At 47.7% G+C, this 25,753-nt stretch carries 26 protein-coding genes and 1 tRNA gene; 14 read left to right on the top strand and 13 right to left on the bottom strand.

Annotation, left to right across the window (positions count from 1 at the left end):
- Positions 1–136: 136 nt before the first annotated feature.
- From HGT70_RS14030 to xthA, 4 genes are all read left to right on the top strand, one after another.
- Positions 137–598 (top strand): YchJ family protein, encoded by a 462-nt coding sequence (locus HGT70_RS14030; protein WP_214196254.1) that lies wholly within the window; start codon positions 137–139, stop codon positions 596–598.
- 48 nt (positions 599–646) lie between these two features.
- Entirely contained in the window at positions 647–1,495 is an 849-nt protein-coding gene (purU, locus tag HGT70_RS14025) for a formyltetrahydrofolate deformylase (RefSeq protein WP_214196253.1), read from the top strand.
- A gap of 141 nt (positions 1,496–1,636) precedes the next feature.
- Positions 1,637–1,721, top strand: a tRNA-Tyr gene (locus HGT70_RS14020).
- Positions 1,722–1,810: 89 nt separating this feature from the next.
- On the top strand, positions 1,811–2,620 hold the full coding sequence (xthA, locus tag HGT70_RS14015; RefSeq protein WP_071429951.1) for an exodeoxyribonuclease III: 810 nt from the start codon (positions 1,811–1,813) through the stop codon (positions 2,618–2,620).
- Here xthA and HGT70_RS14010 read toward each other — a convergent pair.
- Together HGT70_RS14010 and HGT70_RS14005 are read right to left on the bottom strand one after the other, a co-directional pair.
- Complete coding sequence (locus HGT70_RS14010) at positions 2,617–4,527, bottom strand: DNA topoisomerase III (RefSeq protein ID WP_214196252.1); 1,911 nt, start codon at positions 4,525–4,527, stop codon at positions 2,617–2,619. The two genes, xthA and HGT70_RS14010, sit on opposite strands and share 4 nt — an antisense overlap.
- Before the next feature lie 87 nt (positions 4,528–4,614).
- Positions 4,615–5,166: an NAD(P)H nitroreductase gene (locus HGT70_RS14005; RefSeq protein WP_071429947.1), complete on the bottom strand. Its 552-nt coding sequence runs from the start codon at positions 5,164–5,166 to the stop codon at positions 4,615–4,617.
- A 167-nt stretch (positions 5,167–5,333) separates the two neighbouring features.
- Between HGT70_RS14005 and sppA the strand changes: the two genes are divergently transcribed.
- Both sppA and ansA read left to right on the top strand, forming a co-directional pair.
- Positions 5,334–7,202: a signal peptide peptidase SppA gene (gene sppA / locus HGT70_RS14000; protein WP_214196251.1), complete on the top strand. Its 1,869-nt coding sequence runs from the start codon at positions 5,334–5,336 to the stop codon at positions 7,200–7,202.
- Positions 7,203–7,297: 95 nt separating this feature from the next.
- The gene (gene ansA, locus HGT70_RS13995) at positions 7,298–8,308 is read left to right on the top strand and encodes an asparaginase (protein ID WP_071429943.1); all 1,011 of its coding nucleotides are present in this window, start codon (positions 7,298–7,300) and stop codon (positions 8,306–8,308) included.
- Between the two features lie 34 nt (positions 8,309–8,342).
- Here ansA and HGT70_RS13990 read toward each other — a convergent pair whose 3' ends face one another.
- Positions 8,343–8,624: a YeaC family protein gene (locus HGT70_RS13990; RefSeq protein WP_071429941.1), complete on the bottom strand. Its 282-nt coding sequence runs from the start codon at positions 8,622–8,624 to the stop codon at positions 8,343–8,345.
- Between the two features lie 7 nt (positions 8,625–8,631).
- Positions 8,632–9,033 carry a peptide-methionine (R)-S-oxide reductase MsrB gene (gene msrB, locus HGT70_RS13985; RefSeq protein WP_071429939.1) on the bottom strand — a complete coding sequence of 134 codons (402 nt, stop codon included), beginning with the start codon at positions 9,031–9,033 and terminating at the stop codon, positions 8,632–8,634.
- Between the two features lie 226 nt (positions 9,034–9,259).
- On the opposite strand from msrB, the gene gapA reads away from it, so the two are divergent.
- Both gapA and HGT70_RS13975 read left to right on the top strand, forming a co-directional pair.
- Positions 9,260–10,258, top strand: a complete 999-nt coding sequence (gapA, locus tag HGT70_RS13980; protein WP_214196250.1) for a glyceraldehyde-3-phosphate dehydrogenase — start codon at positions 9,260–9,262, stop codon at positions 10,256–10,258.
- A gap of 60 nt (positions 10,259–10,318) precedes the next feature.
- On the top strand, positions 10,319–11,194 hold the full coding sequence (locus tag HGT70_RS13975; protein ID WP_214196249.1) for a D-hexose-6-phosphate mutarotase: 876 nt from the start codon (positions 10,319–10,321) through the stop codon (positions 11,192–11,194).
- Between the two features lie 32 nt (positions 11,195–11,226).
- Here HGT70_RS13975 and HGT70_RS13970 read toward each other — a convergent pair whose 3' ends face one another.
- Entirely contained in the window at positions 11,227–11,979 is a 753-nt protein-coding gene (locus tag HGT70_RS13970; RefSeq protein ID WP_071429933.1) for a MipA/OmpV family protein, read from the bottom strand.
- A 248-nt stretch (positions 11,980–12,227) separates the two neighbouring features.
- On the opposite strand from HGT70_RS13970, the gene HGT70_RS13965 reads away from it, so the two are divergent.
- Positions 12,228–13,958 carry a potassium/proton antiporter gene (locus HGT70_RS13965; protein ID WP_071429931.1) on the top strand — a complete coding sequence of 577 codons (1,731 nt, stop codon included), beginning with the start codon at positions 12,228–12,230 and terminating at the stop codon, positions 13,956–13,958.
- Positions 13,955–15,172, top strand: a complete 1,218-nt coding sequence (locus tag HGT70_RS13960; RefSeq protein ID WP_214196248.1) for a multidrug effflux MFS transporter — start codon at positions 13,955–13,957, stop codon at positions 15,170–15,172. The genes HGT70_RS13965 and HGT70_RS13960 overlap by 4 nt, the downstream gene beginning before the upstream one ends.
- On the opposite strand, the gene alr is transcribed toward HGT70_RS13960, so the two are convergent.
- Positions 15,156–16,232 (bottom strand): alanine racemase, encoded by a 1,077-nt coding sequence (alr, locus tag HGT70_RS13955; protein WP_214196247.1) that lies wholly within the window; start codon positions 16,230–16,232, stop codon positions 15,156–15,158. The two genes, HGT70_RS13960 and alr, sit on opposite strands and share 17 nt — an antisense overlap.
- A 19-nt stretch (positions 16,233–16,251) precedes the next feature.
- Positions 16,252–17,547 (bottom strand): D-amino acid dehydrogenase, encoded by a 1,296-nt coding sequence (locus tag HGT70_RS13950; RefSeq protein WP_214196246.1) that lies wholly within the window; start codon positions 17,545–17,547, stop codon positions 16,252–16,254.
- A 439-nt stretch (positions 17,548–17,986) separates the two neighbouring features.
- On the opposite strand from HGT70_RS13950, the gene dsbB reads away from it, so the two are divergent.
- Positions 17,987–18,508 (top strand): disulfide bond formation protein DsbB, encoded by a 522-nt coding sequence (gene dsbB, locus HGT70_RS13945; RefSeq protein WP_071429923.1) that lies wholly within the window; start codon positions 17,987–17,989, stop codon positions 18,506–18,508.
- A gap of 33 nt (positions 18,509–18,541) precedes the next feature.
- On the opposite strand, the gene HGT70_RS13940 is transcribed toward dsbB, so the two are convergent.
- Both HGT70_RS13940 and HGT70_RS13935 read right to left on the bottom strand, forming a co-directional pair.
- Entirely contained in the window at positions 18,542–18,979 is a 438-nt protein-coding gene (locus HGT70_RS13940) for a YcgN family cysteine cluster protein (protein WP_214196245.1), read from the bottom strand.
- A gap of 81 nt (positions 18,980–19,060) precedes the next feature.
- Positions 19,061–19,339 carry a YcgL domain-containing protein gene (locus tag HGT70_RS13935; protein ID WP_071429920.1) on the bottom strand — a complete coding sequence of 93 codons (279 nt, stop codon included), beginning with the start codon at positions 19,337–19,339 and terminating at the stop codon, positions 19,061–19,063.
- A gap of 155 nt (positions 19,340–19,494) precedes the next feature.
- Between HGT70_RS13935 and minC the strand changes: the two genes are divergently transcribed.
- The 3 genes from minC to minE are packed head-to-tail and all read left to right on the top strand — an operon-like array spanning position 19,495 to position 21,324.
- A complete protein-coding gene (minC, locus tag HGT70_RS13930; RefSeq protein ID WP_071429918.1) occupies positions 19,495–20,205 on the top strand; it encodes a septum site-determining protein MinC in 711 nt (236 codons plus the stop codon).
- A 33-nt stretch (positions 20,206–20,238) separates the two neighbouring features.
- Complete coding sequence (gene minD / locus HGT70_RS13925) at positions 20,239–21,051, top strand: septum site-determining protein MinD (RefSeq protein ID WP_071429916.1); 813 nt, start codon at positions 20,239–20,241, stop codon at positions 21,049–21,051.
- A gap of 3 nt (positions 21,052–21,054) precedes the next feature.
- Positions 21,055–21,324 carry a cell division topological specificity factor MinE gene (minE, locus tag HGT70_RS13920; RefSeq protein ID WP_071429914.1) on the top strand — a complete coding sequence of 90 codons (270 nt, stop codon included), beginning with the start codon at positions 21,055–21,057 and terminating at the stop codon, positions 21,322–21,324.
- Between the two features lie 35 nt (positions 21,325–21,359).
- On the opposite strand, the gene rnd is transcribed toward minE, so the two are convergent.
- The 4 genes from rnd to tsaB all read right to left on the bottom strand — a co-directional run bounded on the left by rnd (position 21,360) and on the right by tsaB (position 25,689).
- The gene (gene rnd, locus HGT70_RS13915) at positions 21,360–22,484 is read right to left on the bottom strand and encodes a ribonuclease D (RefSeq protein WP_214196244.1); all 1,125 of its coding nucleotides are present in this window, start codon (positions 22,482–22,484) and stop codon (positions 21,360–21,362) included.
- Between the two features lie 45 nt (positions 22,485–22,529).
- Positions 22,530–24,224, bottom strand: coding sequence for an AMP-binding protein (locus tag HGT70_RS13910; RefSeq protein ID WP_214196243.1), 1,695 nt, complete (start codon positions 24,222–24,224; stop codon positions 22,530–22,532).
- A gap of 103 nt (positions 24,225–24,327) precedes the next feature.
- Entirely contained in the window at positions 24,328–24,912 is a 585-nt protein-coding gene (locus HGT70_RS13905) for a Slp family lipoprotein (RefSeq protein ID WP_214196242.1), read from the bottom strand.
- 63 nt (positions 24,913–24,975) lie between these two features.
- A complete protein-coding gene (gene tsaB / locus HGT70_RS13900) occupies positions 24,976–25,689 on the bottom strand; it encodes a tRNA (adenosine(37)-N6)-threonylcarbamoyltransferase complex dimerization subunit type 1 TsaB (protein ID WP_214196241.1) in 714 nt (237 codons plus the stop codon).
- Between the last annotated feature and the right edge of the window lie 64 nt (positions 25,690–25,753).

The following is a 25,753-nucleotide window of genomic DNA, read 5'->3' as shown; positions in this document are numbered from 1 at the left end:
CTTGCATTTATACTGCTGACCGGTTTAACCAGCTTTAAATATTGTATTGAGTATAGCTGAAGTTCTTTGACGCGTTATAGAATGTTAATAATTTAAGAATATTAGTCATATATACTGACTATTTTGAGGAAATATTGTGCACCCTACCCTCTGTACCTGTGGAAGTCGTCTTCCTTTTAGTGACTGTTGCCAACCCCTGTTGAGGGGAGAGTGCGAGGCATCGTCTGCAGAACGTCTAATGCGCTCGCGTTATACTGCTTATTCCCTCGGCGACTTTGCCTATGTTTTACGGACGTGGCACGCATCGACTTGCCCGCCAAACCTCGTTGACGCATTGAACCAAGAGAACGTAAAGACGCAATGGCTAGGCCTAAATATTCTAGATAGTCAGGCAGGTAAGTCGACGGAGGAAGCTTATGTAACATTCTTCGCTCGTTATAGAGATGAGCAATCCCCGAGCTGGATTTATGAAACCTCTCGTTTTGTACGGGAAAATAATCGCTGGTATTATATTGATGGGATTCATAGAATACCCGGTCGCAATGAGACATGTCCTTGCGGCTCACAAAAAAAATTCAAAAAATGTTGCGCCCACTGATCGACAGTGTCGAGCGCTACGCTATGATGCAACACAGGATCTGCTTTAATGTCAGCGACAATAATTGAACGTAAAATTCTTCGTACGATCTGCCCCGATGCCAAGGGACTCATCGCTAAAATCACGAATATTTGTTACAAGCACGAGTTAAATATCGTACAAAATAATGAGTTCGTCGATCATCGCACAGGCCGCTTTTTTATGCGTACTGAGTTGGAGGGGATCTTCAACGATGCCACATTGTTAGCCGACCTCGATAGTGCATTACCCAGTGGTTCGTTGCGTGAGTTACATGCCGCTGGCCGTAGACGTATCGTAATCATGGTCACACGTGAAGCACATTGTCTGGGTGACCTGCTGATGAAGAGCGCGTTTGGCGGTTTAGATGTCGAAATTGCCGCGGTCATCGGTAATCATGAAACCTTAAGATCGTTGGTCGAGCGCTTCGATATTCCCTTCGTCTATTGCAGCCATGACGGCCTCACTCGCGAGGCTCACGATCTACAGATGGCAGACCATATTGATCACTATCAACCCGATTACGTTGTGTTAGCGAAATACATGAGAGTGCTTACTCCCGAATTCGTTAAACGTTTTCCGAATCAGATTATTAATATCCATCACTCTTTCCTGCCTGCCTTTATCGGTGCTCGCCCTTACCACCAGGCCTACGAGCGTGGCGTTAAGCTCATCGGGGCAACGGCACACTATGTAAACGATAATTTGGACGAAGGCCCAATTATTATGCAGGATGTGATTAATATCGACCATAGTTACACTGCCGAAGAGATGATTCGCGCAGGACGTGACGTGGAAAAAAATGTACTGAGTCGCGCCGTCGATAAAGTGTTAGCACAACGTGTGTTTGTCTATGGCAACCGCACGATTATTCTCTAACATTAGCGCGCTGTTGATTTATGCAACAGCTTTAGTGTAAAAACACAGCGAACGAACTGATTAACGTGATTAAAGCTTTACGGATATCCTAAGTTTGCTATTATGCCGCCACGCCAGACACAGGGCGTGGCTTAATTGTTAGGTGGGGTTCCCGAGCGGCCAAAGGGAGCAGACTGTAAATCTGCCGTCACAGACTTCGAAGGTTCGAATCCTTCTCCCACCACCATCCTTTCGTTATTCTTCTCTTCATCGTCCGATGACATTCCTTTCAGAACTCGTTACCATAATGAAAACTGAATCAACTAGGATATCGTCGTGAAATTTGTCTCTTTTAATATCAATGGCCTTCGTGCTCGCCCTCATCAGCTCGCTGCATTAGTTGAACAGCATCAACCTGATGTAATTGGACTGCAAGAAACCAAAGTCCACGATGATATGTTTCCAAAAGAAGTTGTCGAAGCTTTAGGTTACCACGTCTTTTATCATGGGCAGAAAGGCCATTACGGCGTAGCCCTGATGACCAAAGTAGAACCCACTAAGGTCCAACGCGGTTTTATCACCGATAGCGATGACGCGCAGCGCCGTATTATTATGGCTGAGATCCCAACGCCGTCTGGCGAGACTGTGACCGTTATCAATGGCTACTTTCCACAAGGGGAAAGCCGTGACCACCCCACTAAATTCCCAGCCAAACAGAAATTCTACGCCGATCTACAGCAACACCTCCTCACTCAGCTCACCCCAGACCAACTCGTCTTGGTGATGGGTGATGTTAATATCAGTGTGACTGATGATGACATTGGAATTGGCGAGGTTAACCGTAAGCGTTGGCTTAAAACCGGCAAATGTTCGTTTTTACCCGAAGAGCGTGAATGGATGCAAACACTTATGGGCTGGGGATTAACAGATACGTGGCGCAGAGTCAATCCGGGGGTTAACGACCAATTCTCTTGGTTTGACTATCGCTCGAAAGGCTTTGACGATAATCGAGGGTTACGCATCGACCTGCTATTAGCTAGTGCCCCTCTTGATGCTCGCTTAGTGGCCAGTGGCATCGACTACCCATTGCGTTCAATGGAGAAACCCTCTGACCATGCTCCCGTGTGGTCAGAGTTCGACCTTTAAGCTTTTTTCGCCGCCCGCTTTTTATAGGCGGGCTTCGGCGGCGAATGTTTGGCCAAATCGCGTAATACTCGAGTCGGTGGAAGTTGCCTTGCCTCACCGATCAGTTGTTGTAAGGTATCGACCAAAGGCTGCATGAAGTCTTGATAGCGATATTGTTTTTCGCTGATCCGCGTCAGGATCGATTCCCACTGAGCGGTCATATCCGGCGCTGCCGACGGTTGTGGTAGAGCATGGATCAGGCCCCTACCGACTAACGTTGAATGAATATAGCGCCCCTTCTTTTCTAAAAAACGCCGCTTAAATAGAAGCTCAATTATGCCCGCTCGTGTCGCCTCAGTGCCTAGCCCATCCGTTTCTCTTAATACTTTCTTCAACGCCTTGTCTTGCACAAATCTCGCAATACCGGTCATTGCAGATAATAGCGTCGCATCGGTGAAGTGACGCGGCGGTTGTGTTTTTTTCGCTATCACCTCGCCTCCTTCACACAGCAAAGTATCTCCCTTCGCTACGACGGGTAATACTGCCCCGTCATTTTCCTCATCACGCTCTTTCGCCCCTAATAATACCCGCCATCCCGCACTTGATAAGAAACGGGCCTTGGCGACGAATTTACCGCCCGCAATCTCTAGCTCGATCACACATTTTCGATACTGGGCGTCCTCACCAAACTGCATTAAATATTGCCGCGCGATCAGGGCATACACATTCCGCTCCTGCTCGGAGAGCTTGACTGCCGTCCGTTTAGCGGTAGGAATGATTGCGTGGTGGGCATCGACTTTTTTATCGTCCCAGCAACGGTTACGCCGCTGTGTATCGAGCTCATCCGGCAAGGCTTGGTACTCAGAAAGATGCGTTTGTAGGGCGGTGATCACCGAATGTCGACCGGCAAAGTGCTCTTCGGGTAAATAGCGACAATCAGAACGAGGGTAAGTGATTAATTTATGCGTCTCATATAACTTTTGACAGATATCTAACACTTGCTGAGCGCCAAGATTAAAGCGTCTTGCAGCCTCAATCTGCAGGCTTGAGAGTGAAAAAGGTAAAGGCGCAATTTCGCTTTCAGTCTTATTTTGATAGTGGGTGACGACGGCTGGCTGCTGGGCAATACGTGCCACGACATGTTCAGCGAGACTCTGATTTAATAACCGCCCTTCCTCATCCTGCCAGTCTTCGCAGGCACTACTCGGCACCCACGTTGCAGTAAAACGTTGTTTATCCGTAAGCACCGTTGCTTTAACTTCAAAAAAATCCTTGGCAACAAAATTGGCAATTTCTTCATCACGCCGTACCACTAAGCCCAATACAGGTGTTTGAACCCGGCCGACCGATAAAACGCCATCAAAGCCAGCTTGACGGCCAAATAGCGTATAAGCGCGAGTCATATTAATGCCATAGAGCCAATCAGCGCGTGCCCGCGCTAGAGCAGAGATACAGAGGGGAGCGAACTCGCTATTACTTCGTAGATGGGTAATTGCACGTTCAACCGCTTGCGGATTGAGATCATTGATTAGGCAGCGCTGCACGTGCTGGCGCTTTTCTGGCGCAAGCCCGAGATAATCTATTACCTCATCGACGAGGAGTTGGCCTTCTCTATCTGGGTCGCCAGCATGCACGACAGATGTGGCATCAGAGAGTAGTTTTCCGATGACCATTAGCTGTTTTTTAACATCGCTGCGCGGCATTAGTAGCCATTTTTCAGGAATAATGGGTAAGTCAGCTAGGGTCCAACGCGCATAGCGAGGATCATAGTGGTCAGGCTGAGCTTGTTCCAAAAGGTGCCCCACACACCAGGTCACAATATCCTGCGGCCCACATTGTATATAGCCATCACCACGACGATGGGGCTTTGGTAGGACATCGGCGATGGCACGGGCAAGACTGGGTTTTTCCGCAATAAACACTCGCATAAAGAATACGTGTCCCTAACCTTAAACAAATAATGGTATCCCGTAACGCCGGGGCGCTATTATCACCGATTTTTCCGCTAATTTCTGTCAGAATTGACTGACATAGGCGCTAAGATCGACGGGCTGTACGGGGGATACGGCCTTGAATTGTGGCGTTCCTAAGTAAAGAAACCCAACGATTTTATCATGCTCTTGGCAGTTGAAGGCTTCACGCACACGCGGGTGATCGGTCCACGCACCAGAACGCCAGATACCATTAAAGCCTTGAGCTTGGGCGGCCATCTGCATCGCCATAACACAACATCCCGCACTGACGACTTGTTCCCACTCTGGCACCTTATGATGCGGTTGGCAGCGCGCGATGACGGTGATAATTAGGGGCGCGCGATACGGTGCCTGTGTCGCCTTCTCGATAGCTTTATCGTCAAGCTGGTCATCAATCGAAAGTTTACGCAACAACTCGCTAAGCCTATCTAATCCTGCCCCCTGGACGAGTGAAAAGTGCCACGGCTTGAGCCCACCATGGTCAGGCGCGCGGGCGCCCGCTTGCAGTATATTATCCAACACTTCGCCTTCAGGCGCAGGTGCGGTAAGCCGAGATACCGAACGGCGTTGTAAGAGTAATTCTAATGAATCCATACTATTCCCCTTGGGGTGATCAATGGCTGGAGTCTGACATAACATCAGGCTTTGTAACAGTATTTGATGATTAACTGCTGACTTTTCACCCGCGTCTAATTAGGATAGGTAACAACTTTCCCTCTATACCGTCTAAGTATTAGATTTCATTAATAAATGGAGAATTTATGCGCACTGCGTGGCGAATAATAGTCAGAGTTATCAGTAATCTCTGGCGTGTAATTAATTTTATTAGAGAGTGTGTTCTTAACCTTTTCTTACTCGTACTTATTTTACTTGGCCTGGGTATTTGGGGGCTTATCTCCCATGAATCGGCTACGCCTCATAAAGTTAACACCGCGCAAGCGCTCGTGCTCAATCTTGACGGGGTTATCGTGGAACAACCGTCACAAGATAAAAAAATCGGTAAGCTCTTAGGGCAAGAGATTTTGGGAGCTAATAGTAAACTTCGCCAAGAAAATGCATTGTTCGAGCTGGTAGATGCTATTCGAGACGCTAAAAACGATAAATCTATCACAGGAATAGTATTAGATCTCCACAACTTCGCCGGCGGCGATCAGCCCTCTTTAAATTATGTGGGTAAAGCTTTAAAAGAGTTCTCCTCTGCAGGCAAACCCATTTATGCTTATGGGGATAACTACACGCAAGCCCAATATTATCTCGCCAGCTACGCTAACCATGTCTACCTTTCTCCTCTTGGCGCGGTCGACCTCCATGGCATGGCAACCAATAATCTCTATTTTAAGAGTTTGTTAGACAAGCTTAAGGTCTCTTCGCACGTATTTCGGGTAGGCACTTATAAATCTGCGGTTGAACCCTTCCTGCGCGACGATATGTCTCCCGCAGCTCGCGATGCCGATACTCGTTGGATCACCCAACTATGGCAAGGTTACCTGACAACCGTTGCCGCCAATCGCTCAATCTCACCGCAACAACTATTTCCTGGTGCAGAGGCAATTATCACCGCCTTAAAAGCTAACGGTGGTAATACCGCGCAATACGCAGTCGATTCGCACTTAGTTGATGGCTTAAAAACCCAAGCACAAGTCGAACAGATACTCACTAAGAAGTTTGGCTGGGATGCCCAGCAGAAAAGCTTTAAGCAAGTCAGTATTTATGATTATTCTGCACCCGCTAAACCTACAGAGCCGAAAGCTAATATCGCCGTCATCGTTGCGAATGGTGCGATAATGGATGGCCCGGCGAGCGATGGAAATGTGGGGAGTGAAACGACGGCTCAGCAGATTAGAGAAGCGCGTCTAGACCCTGCTATCAAGGCGATTATCCTACGGGTAAATAGTCCTGGTGGGAGTGTGACCGCTTCTGAGCAAATCCGTGAAGAGCTAATGGCAGCCAAACAGGCCGGTAAGCCTATCGTAGTCTCTATGGGCGGTCTTGCAGCATCTGGCGGCTATTGGATCTCGACACCTGCCGATTATATTATTGCCAGCCCAACAACGTTGACGGGTTCGATTGGTATCTTCGGTGTCATTAATACCGTCGAGAACTCACTCAGTTCGGTTGGCGTACATACCGATGGCGTCTCCACTTCGCCGCTCGCAGATATTTCAATGACTAAAGCGCTGCCTGACCCAGTCACACAGATGATGCAATTAACTATTGAAAATGGCTACCATAACTTTGTTAACTTAGTCGCCGAATCGCGTCATAAAACGCCTGAACAAATCAATGAAATTGGTCAGGGACATGTGTGGACCGGCACAGATGCGCAACAAAATGGATTAGTTGACGCACTCGGCGATTTCGATGATGCGGTGAATAAAGCGCAAGCGTTAGCTCATCTAAAAAGCGCCTCATTAAAATGGATACAACAAGATCCGTCTTGGGTTGATACCTTACTGGCTCAGATGCAGGCTAGTGTAACCGTGCATCTCTCTGATCAAGTTAAGGCATTGCTGCCAGCGCCTCTGATAGAAGTGATGGGAAAAGCGCAACAACAGCCTGGCCTTTTTAATCAACAGAATACGCCACAAAACCGCTATGCGTGGTGTGTTAACTGTGGTGTGATGAATTAACGCTTTAGCCCGGCATCTGCCGGGCTATATTTATTGCGGCGAAGTTTCTATACTCGCCACTAAATTATTTATCTGGGCAATTCGGTACTCCCTCTATGCAGAAAAAAAATATTTATGTTGCCTATACCGGTGGAACCATTGGTATGCAGCGTTCCGCGCACGGTTATGTTCCGGTCTCTGGGCATTTACAGCAACAGCTGGAATTAATGCCTGAATTCCATCGTCACGAGATGCCAGCCTTCAATATTCACGAATATGCGCCCCTCATGGACTCTTCGGATATGACCCCCGAAGACTGGCAAGTTATTGCGAACGATATCCGCGATCATTATGATGATTATGATGGCTTCGTGATCTTACACGGTACTGACACGATGGCGTTTACTGCGTCAGCGCTCTCTTTTATGTTGGAAAACTTGGGCAAACCGGTTATTGTGACAGGGTCACAAATACCCCTTGCGGAACTGCGTTCTGATGGCCAACAAAACCTGCTTAATGCCCTCTACGTCGCGGCTAATTATCCGATAAACGAAGTGGGTCTTTTTTTCAATAACACGCTCTTTCGGGGTAACCGTACGACTAAAGCGCATGCGGACGGCTTCAACGCCTTTGCCTCGCCAAATCTGCCTCCTCTCCTTGAGGCCGGTATTCATATCAAAAAACTCAACACTGTCCCCGCCCCTCAGCAATCAGGGGAACTGATCGTACACCCCATCACACCCCAACCGATTGGCGTGGTAACGATCTATCCCGGCATCTCTCCAGATGTCGTCAGTAACTTTCTACGACAGCCTGTTAAAGCCCTAATTTTACGCTCTTACGGAGTGGGTAACGCCCCACAGTCCGCCGCGTTTATTAGCGTATTGGCACAAGCCTACGAGAGAGGGATCGTTGTTATCAATCTGACACAATGTATGTCTGGAAAGGTCAATATGGGCGGCTATGCGACGGGGAATGCGTTGGAACAAGCGGGGGTAATTAGTGGCGCCGACTTAACGGTAGAGGCTGCACTGACCAAATTGCATTATCTTCTCTCACAACAACTTTCTGTCGCGGATATCCGTTTATTAATGCAGCGTAACTTACGTGGCGAACTCAGTGATTAACTGACAAGGGGGCTGTGGTCAATGCCCCCAATTTTTAATCAAGCTGAATGCGCGTGACGTCATCACTAATGCCGAAATCTTCTTTGAGCTGTCGTTTACTCTTCATCACCATCTCACCACCTTTAGCAATCGACATATGCTGAGGCTTATCGTTGTGACGCGCCTGCCAGAGTAGCACTAATTGTAACGTATGCTCTTTTTGAGTAGGCGTTAGCGCTACGCCGTCTGGCCATTTACCCGTTTCCGTTGCTTGAACCAGACGTTGATAAACGTCTGGGGTCATCTGTGCCAATACACGCTGCAAATCTTGATTCATCGTAATATTATCCTTTCGTCTGGCTACCTGAGGGATCGGTGAAGTTCAAAGAGGCTGAATTGACACAGTACCGTTCACCGCTTGGTTGCGGCCCATCAGGAAACACATGGCCAAGATGCGCATCACACTTACCACAGCGGATTTCGATACGTTGCATGTGGTGGGAGTTATCTTCCAGGTAACGAATTGCATCATCCGAGACCGGCTGGTAGAAGCTCGGCCACCCGCATCCAGAGTCATATTTAGCTTCAGAATAAAATAGTGGCGCATGGCAGACGATACAATGGTAGTGACCCTCTTGCTGGTTGTGCAGTAAAGCGCCACTAAACGGCGGTTCAGTGCCTCTCTCTTGCGTAACATACCGCTGAATTTCATTCAGAGAAGACAAAGACGTTGGCTCATTGCTCATAATAGTTCCCACTTAACAGTTCAAGCCCATATTATAACAAATGCATAACAAAAATTGGTGTTTTATTTTGTCTCATCCCGTCGTCGTTGACATGTCGAGTTGTGCTGTGTAAAGCATCAATAATTGATTTCATACAGTAATTGACACGATTAAGCTTGACGTATGAAGCCGTTTTTGTAATTTTACTGCCAACCTTTTATTCACTATCAAATAGCTGGTGGAATATATGACTATCAAAGTAGGTATCAACGGTTTTGGCCGCATCGGTCGTATCGTATTTCGTGCTGCACAACAACGTTCAGACATCGAAATCGTCGCGATCAACGATCTGTTAGACGCAGAATACATGGCTTACATGCTGAAGTATGACTCAACCCACGGTCGTTTTGACGGTACGGTTGAAGTACAAGACGGCGCACTGATTGTAAACGATAAAAAAATCCGTGTTACCAGCGAAAAAGATCCAGCTAATCTGAAGTGGAACGAAGTAGGTGTTGACGTTGTTGCAGAAGCAACAGGTATCTTCCTTACCGACGAGACCGCACGTAAGCACATTGCTGCTGGGGCGAAAAAAGTCGTTCTGACCGGTCCATCGAAAGATGACACTCCTATGTTTGTTCGTGGTGCGAACTTCGATAAATATGCAGGTCAAGACATCGTTTCTAACGCATCTTGTACGACTAACTGCTTAGCGCCATTAGCGAAAGTGATCAACGATAACTTCGGTATCATCGAAGGCTTAATGACTACGGTTCACGCAACAACGGCGACCCAAAAAACCGTTGATGGCCCTTCACACAAAGACTGGCGTGGTGGTCGTGGTGCAAGCCAAAACATCATCCCTTCTTCAACGGGTGCAGCAAAAGCGGTCGGTAAGGTATTGCCAGAATTAAACGGCAAACTGACGGGTATGGCTTTCCGTGTTCCTACCCCTAACGTTTCAGTTGTTGATTTAACCGTTCGTTTAGAGAAAAAAGCCTCTTACGCTGAAATCTGTAACGCAATCAAAGCAGCTTCAGAAGGCGCGATGAAAGGCGTTTTAGGATTCACTGAAGACGACGTCGTATCGACCGATTTCAATGGTGAAACGCTGACATCAGTCTTTGATGCGAAAGCGGGTATCGCCCTGAACGATAACTTCGTTAAACTGGTTTCGTGGTATGACAATGAAACGGGTTACTCACATAAAGTCCTCGACTTAGTTGCACTGGTTGCCTCTAAGTAAGCGATTTATAATGTGAACAAGGGCGACTTCGGTCGCCCTTTTTTATTCTTTGGAGAAACTATGTCATCCTCTCTTTTCGAACTACCCACTGTTGAGACGCTATCTTCATCAATTTCCTTGCGCCAGCAAGATGAACTAAAACTGGTCGTCATCGACCATCCTACTTTTCGAGCGGCATTTTCCCTACAAGGTGGCCAACTCATCGCTTGGCAACCGCTCGAACAAGCACCGGTCATTTGGTTAAGTGACAACAGTGCATTTACTCAGGGTAAGGCTATCCGCGGCGGCGTACCCATTTGTTGGCCTTGGTTTGGCCCTGCAGGTAAACCATCACATGGATTTGCAAGAACAGCTGAGTGGGCTTTAGCCACCTACGAAGAGTCTGCGCAACAGGTTACCCTATCCATGGTTCTGCAGCAGTCTGCAGAGACATTAGCCCTATGGCCTCATGATTTTACACTCACAATGCTTGCTACATTGAGTGCCGATTCCTGCGAACTCCAGCTTAAGATTATCGGTGATTTTAGTTCTACGGCCGCCTTGCATAGCTATTTCCATGTTGCACAGAGTGAGAAAGTAAGCGTGAGTGGTCTAGGGGAGACCTTTATCGATAAGGTCAAAGATAATGCATTGTGCTCGCAATCCGAACAACAAACTTATCATGGCGAAGTCGACCGCATATTTACTGACCCCGCTGTAGAATCGGTGATCGATGATCCTATTTTAGGGCGTAAGCTACTAATAGCACATAAGGGAAATAGTGACGTTGTCACTTGGAACCCTGGCGCTGATCTTTCGACATCCATGGTTGATATGTGCAACGACGGGTACAAAACGATGGTCTGTGTGGAGACAGCTCGTATACATCAGCCCTTTATCACGACTAAGGCTGAGCCGGCGGAGATTAGCGTTAGGATAACACCGCTGACACGCTAGCAGAGACCCTCCCAAATAGGGAGGGTTTATTCTTAGAATTGGTAATTAACGCCGGTCCAGACCGTTGTCTGCCCCGACTTATCAACCATAGAACTGTGTTTAATTTCATTGTCGAAATGAGTATAACGAGCACCCGCCACTACGGTCCAATCGCGAGTTAACTGGTAAGTGGCGCTAACGTCGACATACGGTGACCAACTATCGTCGGCATCGTAACGACTAATCCCCGTACGACGCGATTCTTTACCCGATACACCGTAATAGTAATCGGTTTGGTTAGCACTCTGCCAAGTCACACCAGCCCCAGGAATGACGGAGAGCGCGCCAAATTGTAACGGATAATGGTAATTAGTGTCCCAAACCAGTCCATTACTCTCATCAAGCACATCACCCGTTAAGGCGGTTTTAACGACACCCCATGTGGCGACATGCGTCCATTCGCCGCCCATCATCATGGTTAGATGGCGTTTATCTAAGCCGCGCATTGCACTATGATGAGCGCGATGTGGGTTAAAGTATTGCCCTGTAGTATTAGCAATAATTGAGAATTGATCCGCCTCGCCATGGTAAAGATAGTATCCGGCTTCGAGACCATGAAAGAACACATTCTCGTCTTGATAATTGATCAGAGGAAACGGGACAGTACGATCTTTCGTGTTATGGTACGGCGATTCAGACCAGAGCGCAGCAACGCCCAGCGAAAGGGGTTGAGCTAATAGATTTTGCGAGAAAAAAAGGCTCGCGCTGGCTAAACTGGCCATTAATACATATTGTTTTTTTAACATAATCACATCCTGAGTTAACTGACATCCTAAAAATAGACGTAAATCTTGGTAATGGTAACTAATTATTTTATCGAGTTATTGATAATAAAATGCTTATTACCGTTATAACTAGTTTTTTGTTCTGTAATCGCCTTAAGCCCCTATCAAATAGGGTTAATCTTATTCTTTTATCACCCAATTACCGCCACACCCTTTACCCAAAATATGTAATAATTCACTACTACAGCAGCTGGCAGGAATGAGCTAACATGGATTCAAGCACGATTAATAGTTTATTTATCATTGGTTCGGTTTTAGTCACCGCCAGTATTTTACTCAGCTCATTTTCCTCAAAGCTCGGCATCCCTATCCTGGTGATTTTTTTGGTGCTCGGTATGCTTGCGGGCGAGCAAGGGATCGGCGGAATAGTCTTCGATAATTACCCTGTGGCTTATTTGGTATCGAATCTTGCTTTAGCGGTGATCTTGCTCGATGGGGGGATGCGTACCAGCGTCAGTTCTATCCGTATTGCTATTTGGCCCTCACTCTCACTGGCGACAGTCGGTGTTCTAATTACTGCGGGCCTGACTGGCTTAGTCGCCGTCAAGCTCTTTCACCTCGATCTAATGCAGGGCTTCCTGATCGGTGCCATCATCGGTTCAACAGATGCGGCGGCAGTATTTTCATTGATCGGCGATAAGGGGCTCAATAAGCGTGTTTCTTCCACGCTTGAAATCGAGTCTGGCAGTAACGACCCCATGGCGGTATTTCTCACTGTCACATTGATTGAAATGATCCAGCAACACCAGCATTCTGTCGATATCAGCTTTGTGGTGCATCTGTTACGTGAGTTTGGGCTAGGCATCATCGTAGGCCTTCTTGGCGGATTTACACTGCAGCGGCTCATCAACCATATTGTACTTCCGGCTGGACTCTACCCCCTTCTCGCGGTGAGCGGGGGAATATTAGTTTTCGCTCTCACGACGCTAATGGGTGGCAGCGGGATCCTTGCGGTCTACTTAACCGGATGCTGGCTGGGTAACAGCGGGATCCGTAACCGTACCGGTATCACACAGATTTTTGACGGCTTAGCTTGGCTCAGCCAAATAGGTATGTTTATTGTATTAGGTCTGCTGGTTGTCCCTAGCGACTTATGGAAGATCGCCTTACCAGCACTATTACTCTCGCTATGGCTAATCTGTGTCGCACGACCGCTTTCAGTCTTCGCGGGCTTGCTACCCTTTAAAAACTACACACTCCGTGAACGTTTTTTTGTCAGCTGGGTAGGGCTACGCGGCGCCGTGCCGATTATTCTTGCTGTCTTTCCCATGATGGCAGGCTTAGAAAATGCATCGTTATACTTTAATATCGCTTTTTTTGTTGTGATGGTCTCCTTGCTACTGCAAGGAAGTTCCCTTTCTTACGCGGCAAAACTGGCTAAAGTCATCGTGCCACGTACTGTATATCCCTTCCAACGTAATAGCCTCGATATTCATCCGGATAGCCCGTGGGAGCAATATGTTTATCAACTCGGCTCCGAGAACTGGTGTATTAACGCCCCGTTACGCGAATTAAAAATGCCCGAGCATACGCGGATTACGGCGCTGTTTCGCGATAATGTGTTGATGCATCCTCGCGGTTCTACTCGCCTGCGTGAAAAAGATATTCTCTGCGTTATTGGTCGTGAGCGCGATCTCTCTGCGCTAGGGAATATGTTTAGCCAGACGCCTACCATTGATTTAGACCAACGATTCTTTGGTGATTTTATCTTGGATGGACAGGCTTCTTTAGAACAAATCGCCTCGGTGTACGGACTGACTTTACAGGATGATGACGTTCAGAGTATGAGCTTAGCCCAATTAATGGTAGAAAAATTAGGACGTAACCCCGTAGTGGGTGATGGACTGCAATGGTCTGAACTATTGCTGACGGTCGCAGAGAAAGAGGATGATATCATCTCTCGTGTTGGTCTACGTATTTTAGAAGAAGATGAATCATGATCCCTACACGCTATTTTACAACCCTACTCCTGAGCCTAGTGCTCCTCTCACCCTTAGGGATCGATCTTTTTCTCCCAACGCTCCCGCAGATTGCTGAGGGCTTGCAAACACCGGTAAATAATATTCAACTTACTATCCCTCTGTTTCTATTAGTCATGGGTATAGGGCAATTGATTTCAGGACCGCTTGTCGATAACTATGGTCGTAAACCTATTGCGCTGTTAGGTCTGGTACTTTATCTGCTAGGTAGCGCGAGTGCCGCATTGGCCATCAATTGGCCACTCTTCCTCATGGCGAGAATAATACAGGGCATGGCGGTCTGCTGCACGGCGGTGGTTGCATTCAGTGGCGTTCGGGACCGCCTAGAAGGTGACGACGCCGCGCGCGCCTATAGCTTTCTTAATGGCTCATTAAATATCGTACCGGCTTTGGCGCCACTATTGGGTGGTATGCTCGCGCACTCTTGGGGATGGCGCGCGCCCTTCTGGTTCCTATTCATCTATGCACTGGTATTGATGATTGTTATCTATAGATGGCTTCCCGAGACACGGCCTGCCACGACACAGCGTAGCGCTATTTTCCCGGTTAGGACCTACGTGACGATAATCAAACAGCCCGCTTTTCTCGCGTTTACGTTGGCGATTGCCAGCGCGTTAGGGATGGTGCTGACTTATGTGTCCCTTGCACCGATCGTCCTGATGGAGCAGGCGCGGCTTACCCCATTCATTTTCTCTATCATCTTCGGCGTTAATGGCCTGTGGATTATGGTCGCTAGCGCCGTCGCAAACCGGATTATTCAGAAGTGTGGTCGGCCATTTTGTCTGATGCTCGGGGCATTATCGATGCTGGGCGCGGGGGGTATTATCTTAATCGAACCTTATCTACTCGCTCCTGCGATCCTCGCTCACTGGTTAAGCTATATGTTCCCTGTTGCAGTAGCCGTAGCGGGATTAGCGTTTATCATGGGCCCGGCCACGAGTTATGCTCTAGCACCATTCCAACAGAATGCCGGGGTTGCCTCGGCGTTATTAGGTTTTATTCAGATGGCTGGGGGCGCAGGAGCCAGTCTCATTATTTTACTTCTTCCCCTCGCTCCCTTCACGGCGCTAGGTGGCATGATGTTATTAGGTGGGATGCTGGCCGGCCTTGCTTGGCTGACCAGTTTGAAAATCAAAGGTGTATTAACGTCGCTGCGCTCTACACGATCAGAGTAAAAGGCACGCGTTGGGTGACTGCAGTAAGCAGCTCATAGCCTACAGTACCCGCCGCCTCGGCAACCGTATCGACGGGGAGTTGTGTTCCCCATAATTCAACCGTAGTGCCTATTTGCGTATCGGGGCAGTCTGTAAGATCAACCATCAACATGTCCATTGAGACCGTTCCAACAGTGCGACAGAGCTTCCCGCCCACACTAACAGGTGTGCCGGTGGGAGCATGTCGAGGATAGCCATCTGCATACCCGCATGCCACAATACCTATACGCTGTGGAGTCGTTGTCCTATAACGATGCCCATAACCCACCCCCTCCTGTGCCGCAACATTTTGAATCGCGATAATCTCGCTGGTTAAACTCATTACCGGTTGTAGATCGAATGCGGCAATATCGGCCGTACGGCCTGTCGGCGATGCGCCGTATAACACGACTCCTGGCCTTACCCACTGATGATGCGTTTGTGGATGCCACAGGGTCGCAGCAGAATTGGCATAACAACGTGGGCCGGAAAGTGTAGCCGTAGACTGTTCGAGACGCCTTAGAGGCTCTTGAATATAGTCAACGCCCTCATCTGCCCGGGCAAAGTGCGACATTAACGTTACCGTGCCAACACTCGGCAATGCGTTCAATTGTTGCCACACTCTGGGAATCGCCTCGGGAGGAAAACCTAGACGATTCATACCATTATTTATTTTTAGATAGACAGAAATTGCGTGCTTAGCGGGAAAATCTGCCAGCGCTTGTAGTTGCCAATCACTATGCACTGCCGTGGTCAATTGATAGGCATCTATCAGCTCAAGATCTTGCGGCTTAAAAAAGCCCTCTAATAACAAAATCGGCTGAGTCACTCCCTTCTCGCGAAGCAAAATGGCTTCTTCATAATTCAACAGTGCATAGCCATCTGTCGCCGCTAGCGCCGCATAACAGCGCGCGAGCCCATGTCCATAGGCATTAGCTTTTACTACGCTCCATACTTTCGATGTCGGTGCTAGCGTTCGAACTTGCTGTAAATTATGGGTTAATGCCGTGGTATTCACCGTTGCCTTTATCGGCCTTGACATCGTTAAGCTACTCCTCGCTTCAGCCGTTAATCGGCTGTAAATGTATTTTTGGTGATTCAAACCCAGGGAGATAACGATAAACTGATAAATCGTCGGCAGCAATATCGGTGTTGCGTCCAGAGATGATATCGGCGACTAATCGTCCAGAACCGCAAGCCATTGTCCACCCTAGCGTGCCGTGGCCCGTATTAAGGAACAGATTACTTATCGGTGTTTTACCCACAATAGGCGTCCCATCGGGCGTCATTGGCCGCAGACCCGTCCAATAATTTGCCTCGGCCATTGCGGCTGAATGAGGGAAAAGATCGTTGACAACTTTCTCTAACGTTTCACGCCGGGTAGGCGGTAGTCTACGGTCAAAACCCACGATCTCAGCCATCCCGCCTACGCGAATACGTTGATCGAAACGGGTCACCGCGACCTTGTAGGTTTCATCAAGTACCGTCGAGAGTGGCGCACGGTTTTCATCAATAATCGGTAAGGTGATAGAGTAACCTTTAAGAGGGTAAACGGGAATGGCGATCAAGTCTTTTAATAGAGATGTCGACCAACTGCCCGCAGTCAATAAAATACTATCAGCCTGTAACTCACTGCCGTTAACCGTCACTGAGGCAATTCGATTATGCTCGACATTGAGGCGTTCAACCTGCTGGTTAAAGAGGAATTTTACTCCCGCCACTTCAGCTAACTCGGCGAGACGTTGCGTAAATAGTTTACAGTCTCCGGTTTCATCGTTAGGGAGCTGTAATCCGCCCGTGAGTTTATCAAGGCTGTTCACAAGCCCCGGCTCAACAGAGGTTAGCTGCTGCCTTTCCAATAAATTAAAGGGGACGCCTGCCTCTTGCAGGACGGAGATATCTTTTGCAGCATTCTCGAATTGTTGTTCGGTACGAAAAAGTTGGAGTGTCCCGCCTTGCCGCCCCTCGTAGAGAATGCCGGTTTCTTGGCGTAACGCCTTGAGGCTGTCTCGGCTATATTCAGCGATTCTTACCATTCGAGCCTTATTCTCTTGGTAGTGCTCCAATGTGCATTGCTGCAACATCGACCACATCCAAGCCAGCTGAAAACGAGTTCCATCTGGGCGAACTGCGAGAGGGGCATGTTTTTGGAACATCCATTTGATGGCCTTCAACGGGATACCCGGTGCGGCCCAAGGTGCGGCGTAGCCAGGTGATATTTGCCCCGCGTTCCCGGAGCTCGTCTCCATCGCAACCCCTGCACACTTCTCTAACACTGTCACTTCGTGCCCGGCCGCCGCCAGATACCAAGCGCTAGTAACGCCTACGACCCCACCACCTATAATGAGTACCCGCACACATCCCCCTTGCAGAACTTTACTCTCTCAAAAACCGCTTTATGTAGAGTAAGTATCTCTGTATCGCCGTTAAAATTATAAGAATCATTTGACGATATTTTTAGCTAAAAAAACAATAATTAATACGCATAACTCAAAACATAGGTTTTTATTCTGTATATAACGGAGGAAATTAAATTAAACTTTCAAGGTGGTGATGATTTAATCACTTATGTATATTTAATCTGGTGAAAATCGCAAAACGCAGAACAGAGGATAGTACTATTTTTCTTAATTAAATTAGTTTTTTAAACTAGGTTACCTCTCCCTTTCTAGTGTGATGCACACCGCATAAGGTAGTTTCCCATTCACCTACCCAGTACAGGAACACTGTTAGGATCCGCACCGGTAATTTGCTACTATCAGCGCGACTATTTCCCTTATCGACTACAGGATTGTTATGTTACGGAAATTAAAACACTACTCCCATCACAGAGGCTCATGGCTGCTACTGGCTGCTGGCGGATTAGGTTTAGAATTAGCAGCACTCTGCTTTCAATTATTTCTAGGTCAAAAGCCCTGCGTGCTTTGCGTCTATCAACGGGCAGCGTTGGCAGGCTTAGTGCTATCAGCCTTAGTCGGCGTAATTGCTCCGAAGACGCCACTGCGTATCATTGCGATAGTAGGTTGGTTGCTTGCGACCGCGAAGACCTTTAGTTTGGCGTGGGAACAAACGCAATTACAGCTACATCCGCCACTGTTTGCCACCTGCGATTTTTTCCCGAAATTTCCGCACTGGTTACCCTTAAATCATTGGTTTCCGGTGTTCTTTACCCCTACGGGTAACTGCACAGATAGAAGCTGGGAGTGGCTATCCTTGACGATGCCTCAATGGCTGCTCGGAATTAGCGGTATGCTTTTCATCATCGGACTCGTCGTACTCGCCGTACAACTTCCCTGCCCCAAGAAAAAACATCATTGATGTGTGAAAGCCACTACTTAAGTGGCTTTTGTGTTATTCCGGATTTGGGATGATGTGATCTTCCCAATTTCGCACCTCGCTCTCTCTTACCGCGATATGTCTGACTGAAATACGTTGCGTATGCATCGCTTTTGCCGAACCCACCTTTAACGGATGCCATGCAGGAAGATCTTGACCCTCTGCGAGCAGACGATAGCTACAGGTTCTGGGTAGCCACGAGAAAGTGGGTAAGTTATCGCGGGTCAGTTTTATGCAATCGGGCTCGTAAGCAAAACGATTATCATAATGGCGACACTGACAAGTTTTAATGTTTAAAAGATTACAGGCGACGTTCGTAAAGTAGATTTCGTCTGTATCTGCATCTTGTAACTTATTCAAGCAACATTGCCCGCAACCGTCACAGACTGACTCCCACTCACTATCACTCATTTGCTCTAAACTTTTTGTTTGCCAAAAAGGAAGCATAGTCATAAATAAATCCAAAATTACTTGTTCACATTACTCGTTCATTTTCCATCCAAGAATGATGGGAAAGAAAATTACGGATGAATCTTAATTCGCTTGCGTTTCTTGCGCTCGGTGTACGGCGAGTAGATTCTCAACGGGTGGCGGGATCTGCAAATAATAGCCTTGCTCTGCCAGTTGCTGTTTTACTTTGGAGATATCTGCTGAGGCGAGACGTTCTCTGCCATCGAGCGAAATCACCATCGATAACTGCGGCTTGCCAAACCCTTTTAATAGCGCTTCGGGAACACAGCTAAAATCGTCTTTCTTACCTAAGTATAAATAAGTTTGGTCGCGAACGGGACTACGATAAATTGCACAAATCATAAATTTCTCCGAATAAATTATCTCGGTTGCTTGCCTGATGAATACGAGGATTATACCATGCTTACGCCTAACAAAATATTAGCCTTATCGAGTACTTTACTCTTTCTTAAAGTCAGGTAAGGTGTATAAAAAATCACAGGACTGAATAAGTATAGATGTCACAGACGCCCATTGAACTTAAAGGCAGCAACTTCACACTTTCTGTTGTCCATATAAATCATTCACAGCCTGATGTTGTGTTGGCTGCGCTTCAGGAAAAAATAGCCCAAGCTCCAGCATTTTTGTCGAATGCGCCTGTGGTCGTTAACGTCTCATCGTTAAACAATACTGTAGATTGGAAAAGTATGTATCACGCTGTGTCCAGCTCCGGCTTAAAAATTGTCGGGGTCAGTGGATGCAAAGATGAACAACTTAAAGTGCAGATCCTTTCGCTGGGTACGCCTTTACTTAATGAAGGTAAAGCGCCAGTTCAGAAATCGACACCCACTCCGCAAATTGTTGACGAGCCTACAAGTACCAAAGACCCAGAAAAGGTCTTGCGTACACGAATTATCGATACGCCCGTCCGTTCAGGCCAACAAATTTATGCCCGTAATACCGACCTCATCGTCACCAGTAGTGTCAGCGCGGGTGCTGAATTAGTGGCGGATGGTAACATCCATATTTACGGTAACATGCGTGGCCGGGCGTTAGCCGGGGCCAGCGGTGACCAAAATGCTCAAATTTTCTGTTCGCACTTAGCGGCCGAGCTGGTCTCGATCGCGGGTGAATATTGGATTATGGATCAGATCCCTGGTGACTATTTTTCTAAACCAGCTCGATTAGCCTTACGTGAAGGCTCACTCGCTATTGAACCATTGAATTAGACCCCTTTTCTTAAGTTAAGGAAATCAAGAAATATGGCACGCATAATTGTAGTTACATCGGGTAAAGGGGGCGTTGGTAAAACCACGTCGAGCGCAGCCATCGCCACGGGACTCGCGCGTAAAGGGAAAAAGACAGTCGTAATCGATTTTGATATCGGTCTGCGTAACCTTGATTTAATCATGGGTTGCGAACGTCGGGTGGTCTATGACTTCGTTAACGTTATTCAAGGCGATGCGACTCTTAACCAAGCGCTCATTAAAGATAAACGTACAGAGACTCTCTACATTCTTCCTGCTTCGCAAACGCGCGATAAAGATGCGCTAAACTATGACGGCGTTGAAAAAGTCCTCAATGAGTTGAAGAAGATGAACTTCGACTTTATTGTCTGCGACTCGCCTGCTGGCATCGAAACAGGCGCATTAATGGCCTTGTATTTCGCCGACGAAGCGATCATTACCACCAACCCTGAAGTCTCTTCCGTGCGCGACTCGGATCGAATTTTAGGGATCATCGCTTCGAAGTCTCGCCGCGCTGAAAAAGGCGAAGCCCCGGTCAAAGAACATCTCTTATTAACCCGCTATAACGCCGGGCGCGTTAACCGTGGTGACATGTTAAGCATGGAAGATGTGTTAGAAATTTTGCACATTCCTTTAATCGGTGTCATCCCTGAAGATCAATCAGTGTTGCGCGCCTCTAACCAAGGCGAGCCAGTGATTCTCGACGAAGAGTCTGATGCCGGTCGTGCATACAGTGACACGGTCGAACGCTTGCTCGGCGAAGAACGTCCCTTCCGCTTTATAGAAGAAGAGAAGAAGGGTTTCCTAAAACGCCTGTTTGGGGGATAAACCATGGCGCTGTTAGATTTCTTTTTATCCCGAAAAAAAAATACTGCGAATATCGCAAAAGAACGTCTACAAATCATCGTTGCTGAACGTCGTCGCGGAGACAGTGAACCTCACTATCTGCCACAATTGAAGCGCGATATCTTAGAGGTAATCTGTAGATACGTTAAAATCGATCCGGATATGGTAACGGTTCAGCTCGATCACAAAGGTGAGGATATCTCTATCCTTGAGCTAAATGTGACCTTACCTGAAGCAGAAGAAGCGGCAAAGTGATAAGAAAGAGAGCGGTCTATCACCGCTCTCTTCCACTAATAGTCGGCTAATATTATGTTAAGTGGTGCGGCAAGCAGCTCGCCTCGCCACCCATATAGCAACTCCGGAGGCATTTCCTGAGTTTTTAATTGCCAATGTGCACTAATCAATTGGTTAATTTGACGTCGTGACGCTAGCATCTCTTGGCTATAGCCACTGGCTTCGCTGACTTTTTTAACCGCCTCTTTCAGTTGTGAAAAGAGTTGTCGGTAGCCTGGAAGCTCAATCAGATTTTTTACTGGTTGAGGAAGTGTGTCCTCCGTAGCCATATTCCCTTCTCTCACAAGTGCCAGCAGTGTTTCACCGTGGAAACGAATCTCTGGACCAATCGCGCCCAATTCTCTTAATTCTGCAAGAGATGTAGGACAATAGCGTGCAGTTTTCCACAACGTCTCTTCTTTAACGACGAAATTTACCGCCATATTATTCTGACGCGCATAGGTCAATCGCCATTTAGTCAAGCGCTGTAACACTGCGAGCTGACGACGGGTTAGTTGCCAGGCTTGTGAGATGTCTCTGTACGCAAGTTCTGGATCAGCAACCCACTGACGGCGACGAATTTGTAAGGCACATTCACTTTCAATAAATGTGATCTGCCCTTCTTGTAGCGCCTGTTGGTGTAGTTGAATCGCGATAGGGAGCAAATACTCCACATCCGCCGCTGCATATTGACACTGTTTTTCGGTAAGGGGGCGCGCCAACCAATCCGTGCGCGATTCGCTCTTATCCAGTTGTATCCCCGTGAACTCTGCAACCATCGCTGCAAATCCCCATGATGAGGGTTTTCCTAGGAAGGCTGCCATAATTTGGGTGTCGATCAACGGAGTAGGGACGACACTAAAGCGATTCAGGAAGACTTCAAGATCCTCACCACCAGCATGCAGATATTTGATCACTTTTTCGTTCGTCAATAACTCAATAAACGGCTGCCAATTAGTGATCTTTAAGGGATCGATAAGGCTAACTTGCTTACCGTCATTCAATTGGATCAGTCCGAGTAGAGGAAAATAGGTACGAGTACGGACAAATTCAGTATCTAAAGCGATCGCTGTCGCTTCACAAGCCTCGTTACAGCACAGCGCTAACTGTTGATCGGTTTCTACAAAACGGTAACTTAACATAGTCTCTCTCTGTATCGGGTTGCTACAGCCTCAATCATTATCGATTTAGTGCGGGGCTGCAGTAAGTGTACTACGTAAGATTTTACCCAATGGGTTCTTGGGTAAAATATCACGAAATTCAATAACTTTAGGAATTTTGTAGCCGGTTAACCGTTCGCGGCAATGACTAATGACCTGCTCTTGGGTCAAACTTTTATCTTTAGGCACGATGACCACTTTTACCGTTTCACCGCAAATTTCGTGGCTGATCCCTACCGCCACCGCTTCGACAATAAGCGGATGCTCTGCCAGTACCGCTTCGATTTCGCTTGGATAAACATTAAATCCCGATACGATGATGATATCTTTCTTACGATCGACAAGTTTTAGTAGGCCTTGTTCCGTCAACTGGGCGATATCACCAGTATGCAGCCATCCGTCCTCATCCAGAGCAGCGGTCGTTTCCTCGGTTTGCCGCCAATACCCCTTCATTACCTGCGGCCCGCGCACGCAAAGTTCCCCTGGTTCTCCACGTAATACCGGCTGAGCATCGTCGGAAAGTAATTGAATCTCAGTAGAAGCTATCGGTATGCCGATCGTTCCAGTGTGGCGCGTAATCGACAACGGATTTACGGAAACAAGGGGGGAACATTCCGTCAACCCATAACCTTCAACGATAGGAGTACCCGTCAACCGTTGCCATTGCGCTGCGACATCACTTTGAACTGCCATACCGCCCGCAACACTAATTTTCAGCGCAGAGAAATTGAGTTGTTGAAACGAAGGGTGGTTAACTAATTTGGCATAAAGCGTATTTACGCCGGAAATCACCGAGAAATTAAAGTTTTTCAGCCCTTTAAGCCACTTATCCATGTCTAGCGGATTAGTAATTAAGCGGTTGTGGCCACCTAATTCAATAAATAGTAAGCAATTAATCATCAGGGCAAAAATATGGTAGAGCGGTAAGGCGCTAACGACTCGTTCCTCACCTGGGATCAGAAGTTCGCCGTACACCGCTTTAATCTGTTCGATATTAGCCAGCAGATTGCCATGCGTCAGCATCGCACCTTTCGCCATCCCGGTTGTGCCGCCAGTATATTGTAATAGCGCGATATCGTCGCGAGTAAGCTGCGCACGCTGATAACGCAAAAGGCGACCCTGTTTGAGACAATCTCGATATTTGTGATGGATCAGTTGCCACTTGGGAACCTTTTTTTTCACATAATGTAGGCTAAAGTGGATAAGCTTACGCTGTATTACCGGATGCTCATCGCCTAGCTCGCTGACAATAATATGCTTTATAGGGCTTTGCGCCATTACAGCCTGTACGGTATGGGCAAAATTACTTAATACAATCAATGCCTCTACACCACTATCGCTGACTTGATGATGTAATTCTCGTGCCGTGTAGAGCGGGTTGATATTAACGACGATAGCACCACAGCGGATGATGGCAAAAAAGGCAACCGGGTATTGCAAGCAATTGGGCAGCATCAGCCCTACCCGCTGTCCAGCTGAAATTCCAAGCTTTTGTTGTAGGTAAGCCGCTAGCGCTTCGCTGCGCTTATCGAGCTGGTGATAAGTGAGCGAAGCACCCAGATTTTCGAACGCTGGCTGCTGAGAAAACCGAGTGGTAGCCTGTTCGAACATCTCTAATAATGAGGAATAGCGCTGATTGATAGTATTATCAGCATTAACTCGAGAAACGTCTTGTTGAGAAGGTGTCCCTCGACTTAATACTGCCGACTGCTGATGTTTCATGTCAATTATGCTCCTTGACGACGATTTAAGTGGCTATGCTTGCCTTACTCTTTATCCATAAAAAAACCGGTCACGGGCAAGTGACCGGTCATATTCTCATCGCTTACTCAGTTAGAAATGTCTGCACAGGCATTGGGCCTTGCATTGAGTAGCCCCACCATGGGTCGATAAAACCTCGACGATCATAACGCGGGCCATACCATAACCAAGGATCCATCGGCATAGGCGGCGACATGACTTGTTGAGTGAGATGCCACCGTTGATAGCCGGTGACGGCAATCACTAGGAAGTTATAGTTTTGCTGGCCAATCTTACCCGGCTCGACACGTTGGATATTACCGAGTACGGTCAGGTACTGGTTAGTCAGTTCAGCGGGGTCGATAAAGCTCGGTACGTCAGCATAGAGTCGCCCTAATGAGGCTGCACCGAGGATAGGCCGTGCGCCCTCATCAAGTGGCTGCACCATCAGCTCAATACGTGTCGTATTATCGCGATTAGTCACCCGTACCACTTTGCCACCGAAGCGGGACTCTTGCCCTACGTATAATTGCGGCGCACTCATCACTCGCGTTAAATCTTGCTGTGGTAGCGGTGCGTTCCCTTGGATAGACTTGGGAATCGAGACACAGCCCGTCAGAAGTACGACGGGTAAAACACAAGCCATTATTGCACGCTGATAAAATTTCATAACCCACTCCCAATCAGATTGAGACTATAGACAGATTGACCGCTAAATAGTTTCCACCACGCTTCATCGCCCCGGTAATTTTTTCCAAGTCACCTCATTGCGTAGATAAACGGGCTCAATTAACGCGGGATCCGTAATCTGTCCGGCCATCCATTGTGGATAAGCTAAGGGTAGCATATCCTCGGCCTGCGGAAGCTGACTCTCTCCCGAACGCAGCTGGAGACTATGCCCAGTCAACAGCTGTGGGTAAGCCTGCCAACCGGTACCCGCGGTCATCCACTCTCCAGTGAGGGTCGACATCTTCTCAATGGCCCGTTCTGGTGAGATGACCTGCTCAGTTTCTTTTCCTGACCACTCTCCTTGCGGCCCGCGCTGGTAAACAGCCCAGTAGACCTCACCCATTCGTGCATCCACGGCGACCAAGACCTTTTGTGATTGATGTAGACGCCAAGCGCCTTGCGCAAGCGCTTCAAGGCTAGAGACGCCAATCAACGGTATCTTTGCACCATAGGCTAATCCTTGGGCTATCCCAATACCGATACGTACTCCCGTGAAACTTCCAGGGCCGAGACAACAGACCAATGCATCCAGTTGTTGCAAGGTCAGGTTTTGAGCATGAAGCGCCTGTTCAACCATAGGGAGAATACGTTGTGTATGCTCGCGTGGCGTTAGAGCAAAATCAGCGGTAAGCGCTGCATTATTTAATATGGCGACAGAACAGGCTTCGGTAGACGTATCGAGGGCCAGAAGACGGGTCGTTGAGTTGTAATTAGTCATGGAATATATTCTTCATTTTATGCAGCGTAGCTTGGCGCCAAGTTTACACACAGATATCACGGAG

The organism is Rosenbergiella collisarenosi (assembly GCF_018494085.1).
In the GTDB taxonomy this organism is placed as follows: domain Bacteria; phylum Pseudomonadota; class Gammaproteobacteria; order Enterobacterales; family Enterobacteriaceae; genus Rosenbergiella; species Rosenbergiella collisarenosi.
The sequence above is the reverse complement of the archived record's forward strand: the minus strand, read 5'-3'. Positions and strand labels throughout refer to the sequence as shown.

Bases quoted from the DNA above. Each gene is read 5' to 3' on its own strand.
- purU (WP_214196253.1), top strand. From the start codon at position 647: ATGTCAGCGACAATAATTGAACGTAAAATTCTTCGTACGATCTGCCCC.
- HGT70_RS14010 (WP_214196252.1), bottom strand. From the start codon at position 4,527: ATGCGAGTGTTTATTGCGGAAAAACCCAGTCTTGCCCGTGCCATCGCC.
- HGT70_RS14005 (WP_071429947.1), bottom strand. From the start codon at position 5,166: ATGGATTCATTAGAATTACTCTTACAACGCCGTTCGGTATCTCGGCTT.
- sppA (WP_214196251.1), top strand. From the start codon at position 5,334: ATGCGCACTGCGTGGCGAATAATAGTCAGAGTTATCAGTAATCTCTGG.
- ansA (WP_071429943.1), top strand. From the start codon at position 7,298: ATGCAGAAAAAAAATATTTATGTTGCCTATACCGGTGGAACCATTGGT.
- HGT70_RS13990 (WP_071429941.1), bottom strand. From the start codon at position 8,624: ATGAATCAAGATTTGCAGCGTGTATTGGCACAGATGACCCCAGACGTT.
- msrB (WP_071429939.1), bottom strand. From the start codon at position 9,033: ATGAGCAATGAGCCAACGTCTTTGTCTTCTCTGAATGAAATTCAGCGG.
- gapA (WP_214196250.1), top strand. From the start codon at position 9,260: ATGACTATCAAAGTAGGTATCAACGGTTTTGGCCGCATCGGTCGTATC.
- HGT70_RS13975 (WP_214196249.1), top strand. From the start codon at position 10,319: ATGTCATCCTCTCTTTTCGAACTACCCACTGTTGAGACGCTATCTTCA.
- HGT70_RS13970 (WP_071429933.1), bottom strand. From the start codon at position 11,979: ATGTTAAAAAAACAATATGTATTAATGGCCAGTTTAGCCAGCGCGAGC.
- HGT70_RS13965 (WP_071429931.1), top strand. From the start codon at position 12,228: ATGGATTCAAGCACGATTAATAGTTTATTTATCATTGGTTCGGTTTTA.
- HGT70_RS13960 (WP_214196248.1), top strand. From the start codon at position 13,955: ATGATCCCTACACGCTATTTTACAACCCTACTCCTGAGCCTAGTGCTC.
- alr (WP_214196247.1), bottom strand. From the start codon at position 16,232: ATGTCAAGGCCGATAAAGGCAACGGTGAATACCACGGCATTAACCCAT.
- dsbB (WP_071429923.1), top strand. From the start codon at position 17,987: ATGTTACGGAAATTAAAACACTACTCCCATCACAGAGGCTCATGGCTG.
- HGT70_RS13940 (WP_214196245.1), bottom strand. From the start codon at position 18,979: ATGACTATGCTTCCTTTTTGGCAAACAAAAAGTTTAGAGCAAATGAGT.
- HGT70_RS13935 (WP_071429920.1), bottom strand. From the start codon at position 19,339: ATGATTTGTGCAATTTATCGTAGTCCCGTTCGCGACCAAACTTATTTA.
- minC (WP_071429918.1), top strand. From the start codon at position 19,495: ATGTCACAGACGCCCATTGAACTTAAAGGCAGCAACTTCACACTTTCT.
- minD (WP_071429916.1), top strand. From the start codon at position 20,239: ATGGCACGCATAATTGTAGTTACATCGGGTAAAGGGGGCGTTGGTAAA.
- minE (WP_071429914.1), top strand. From the start codon at position 21,055: ATGGCGCTGTTAGATTTCTTTTTATCCCGAAAAAAAAATACTGCGAAT.
- rnd (WP_214196244.1), bottom strand. From the start codon at position 22,484: ATGTTAAGTTACCGTTTTGTAGAAACCGATCAACAGTTAGCGCTGTGC.
- HGT70_RS13910 (WP_214196243.1), bottom strand. From the start codon at position 24,224: ATGAAACATCAGCAGTCGGCAGTATTAAGTCGAGGGACACCTTCTCAA.
- HGT70_RS13905 (WP_214196242.1), bottom strand. From the start codon at position 24,912: ATGAAATTTTATCAGCGTGCAATAATGGCTTGTGTTTTACCCGTCGTA.
- tsaB (WP_214196241.1), bottom strand. From the start codon at position 25,689: ATGACTAATTACAACTCAACGACCCGTCTTCTGGCCCTCGATACGTCT.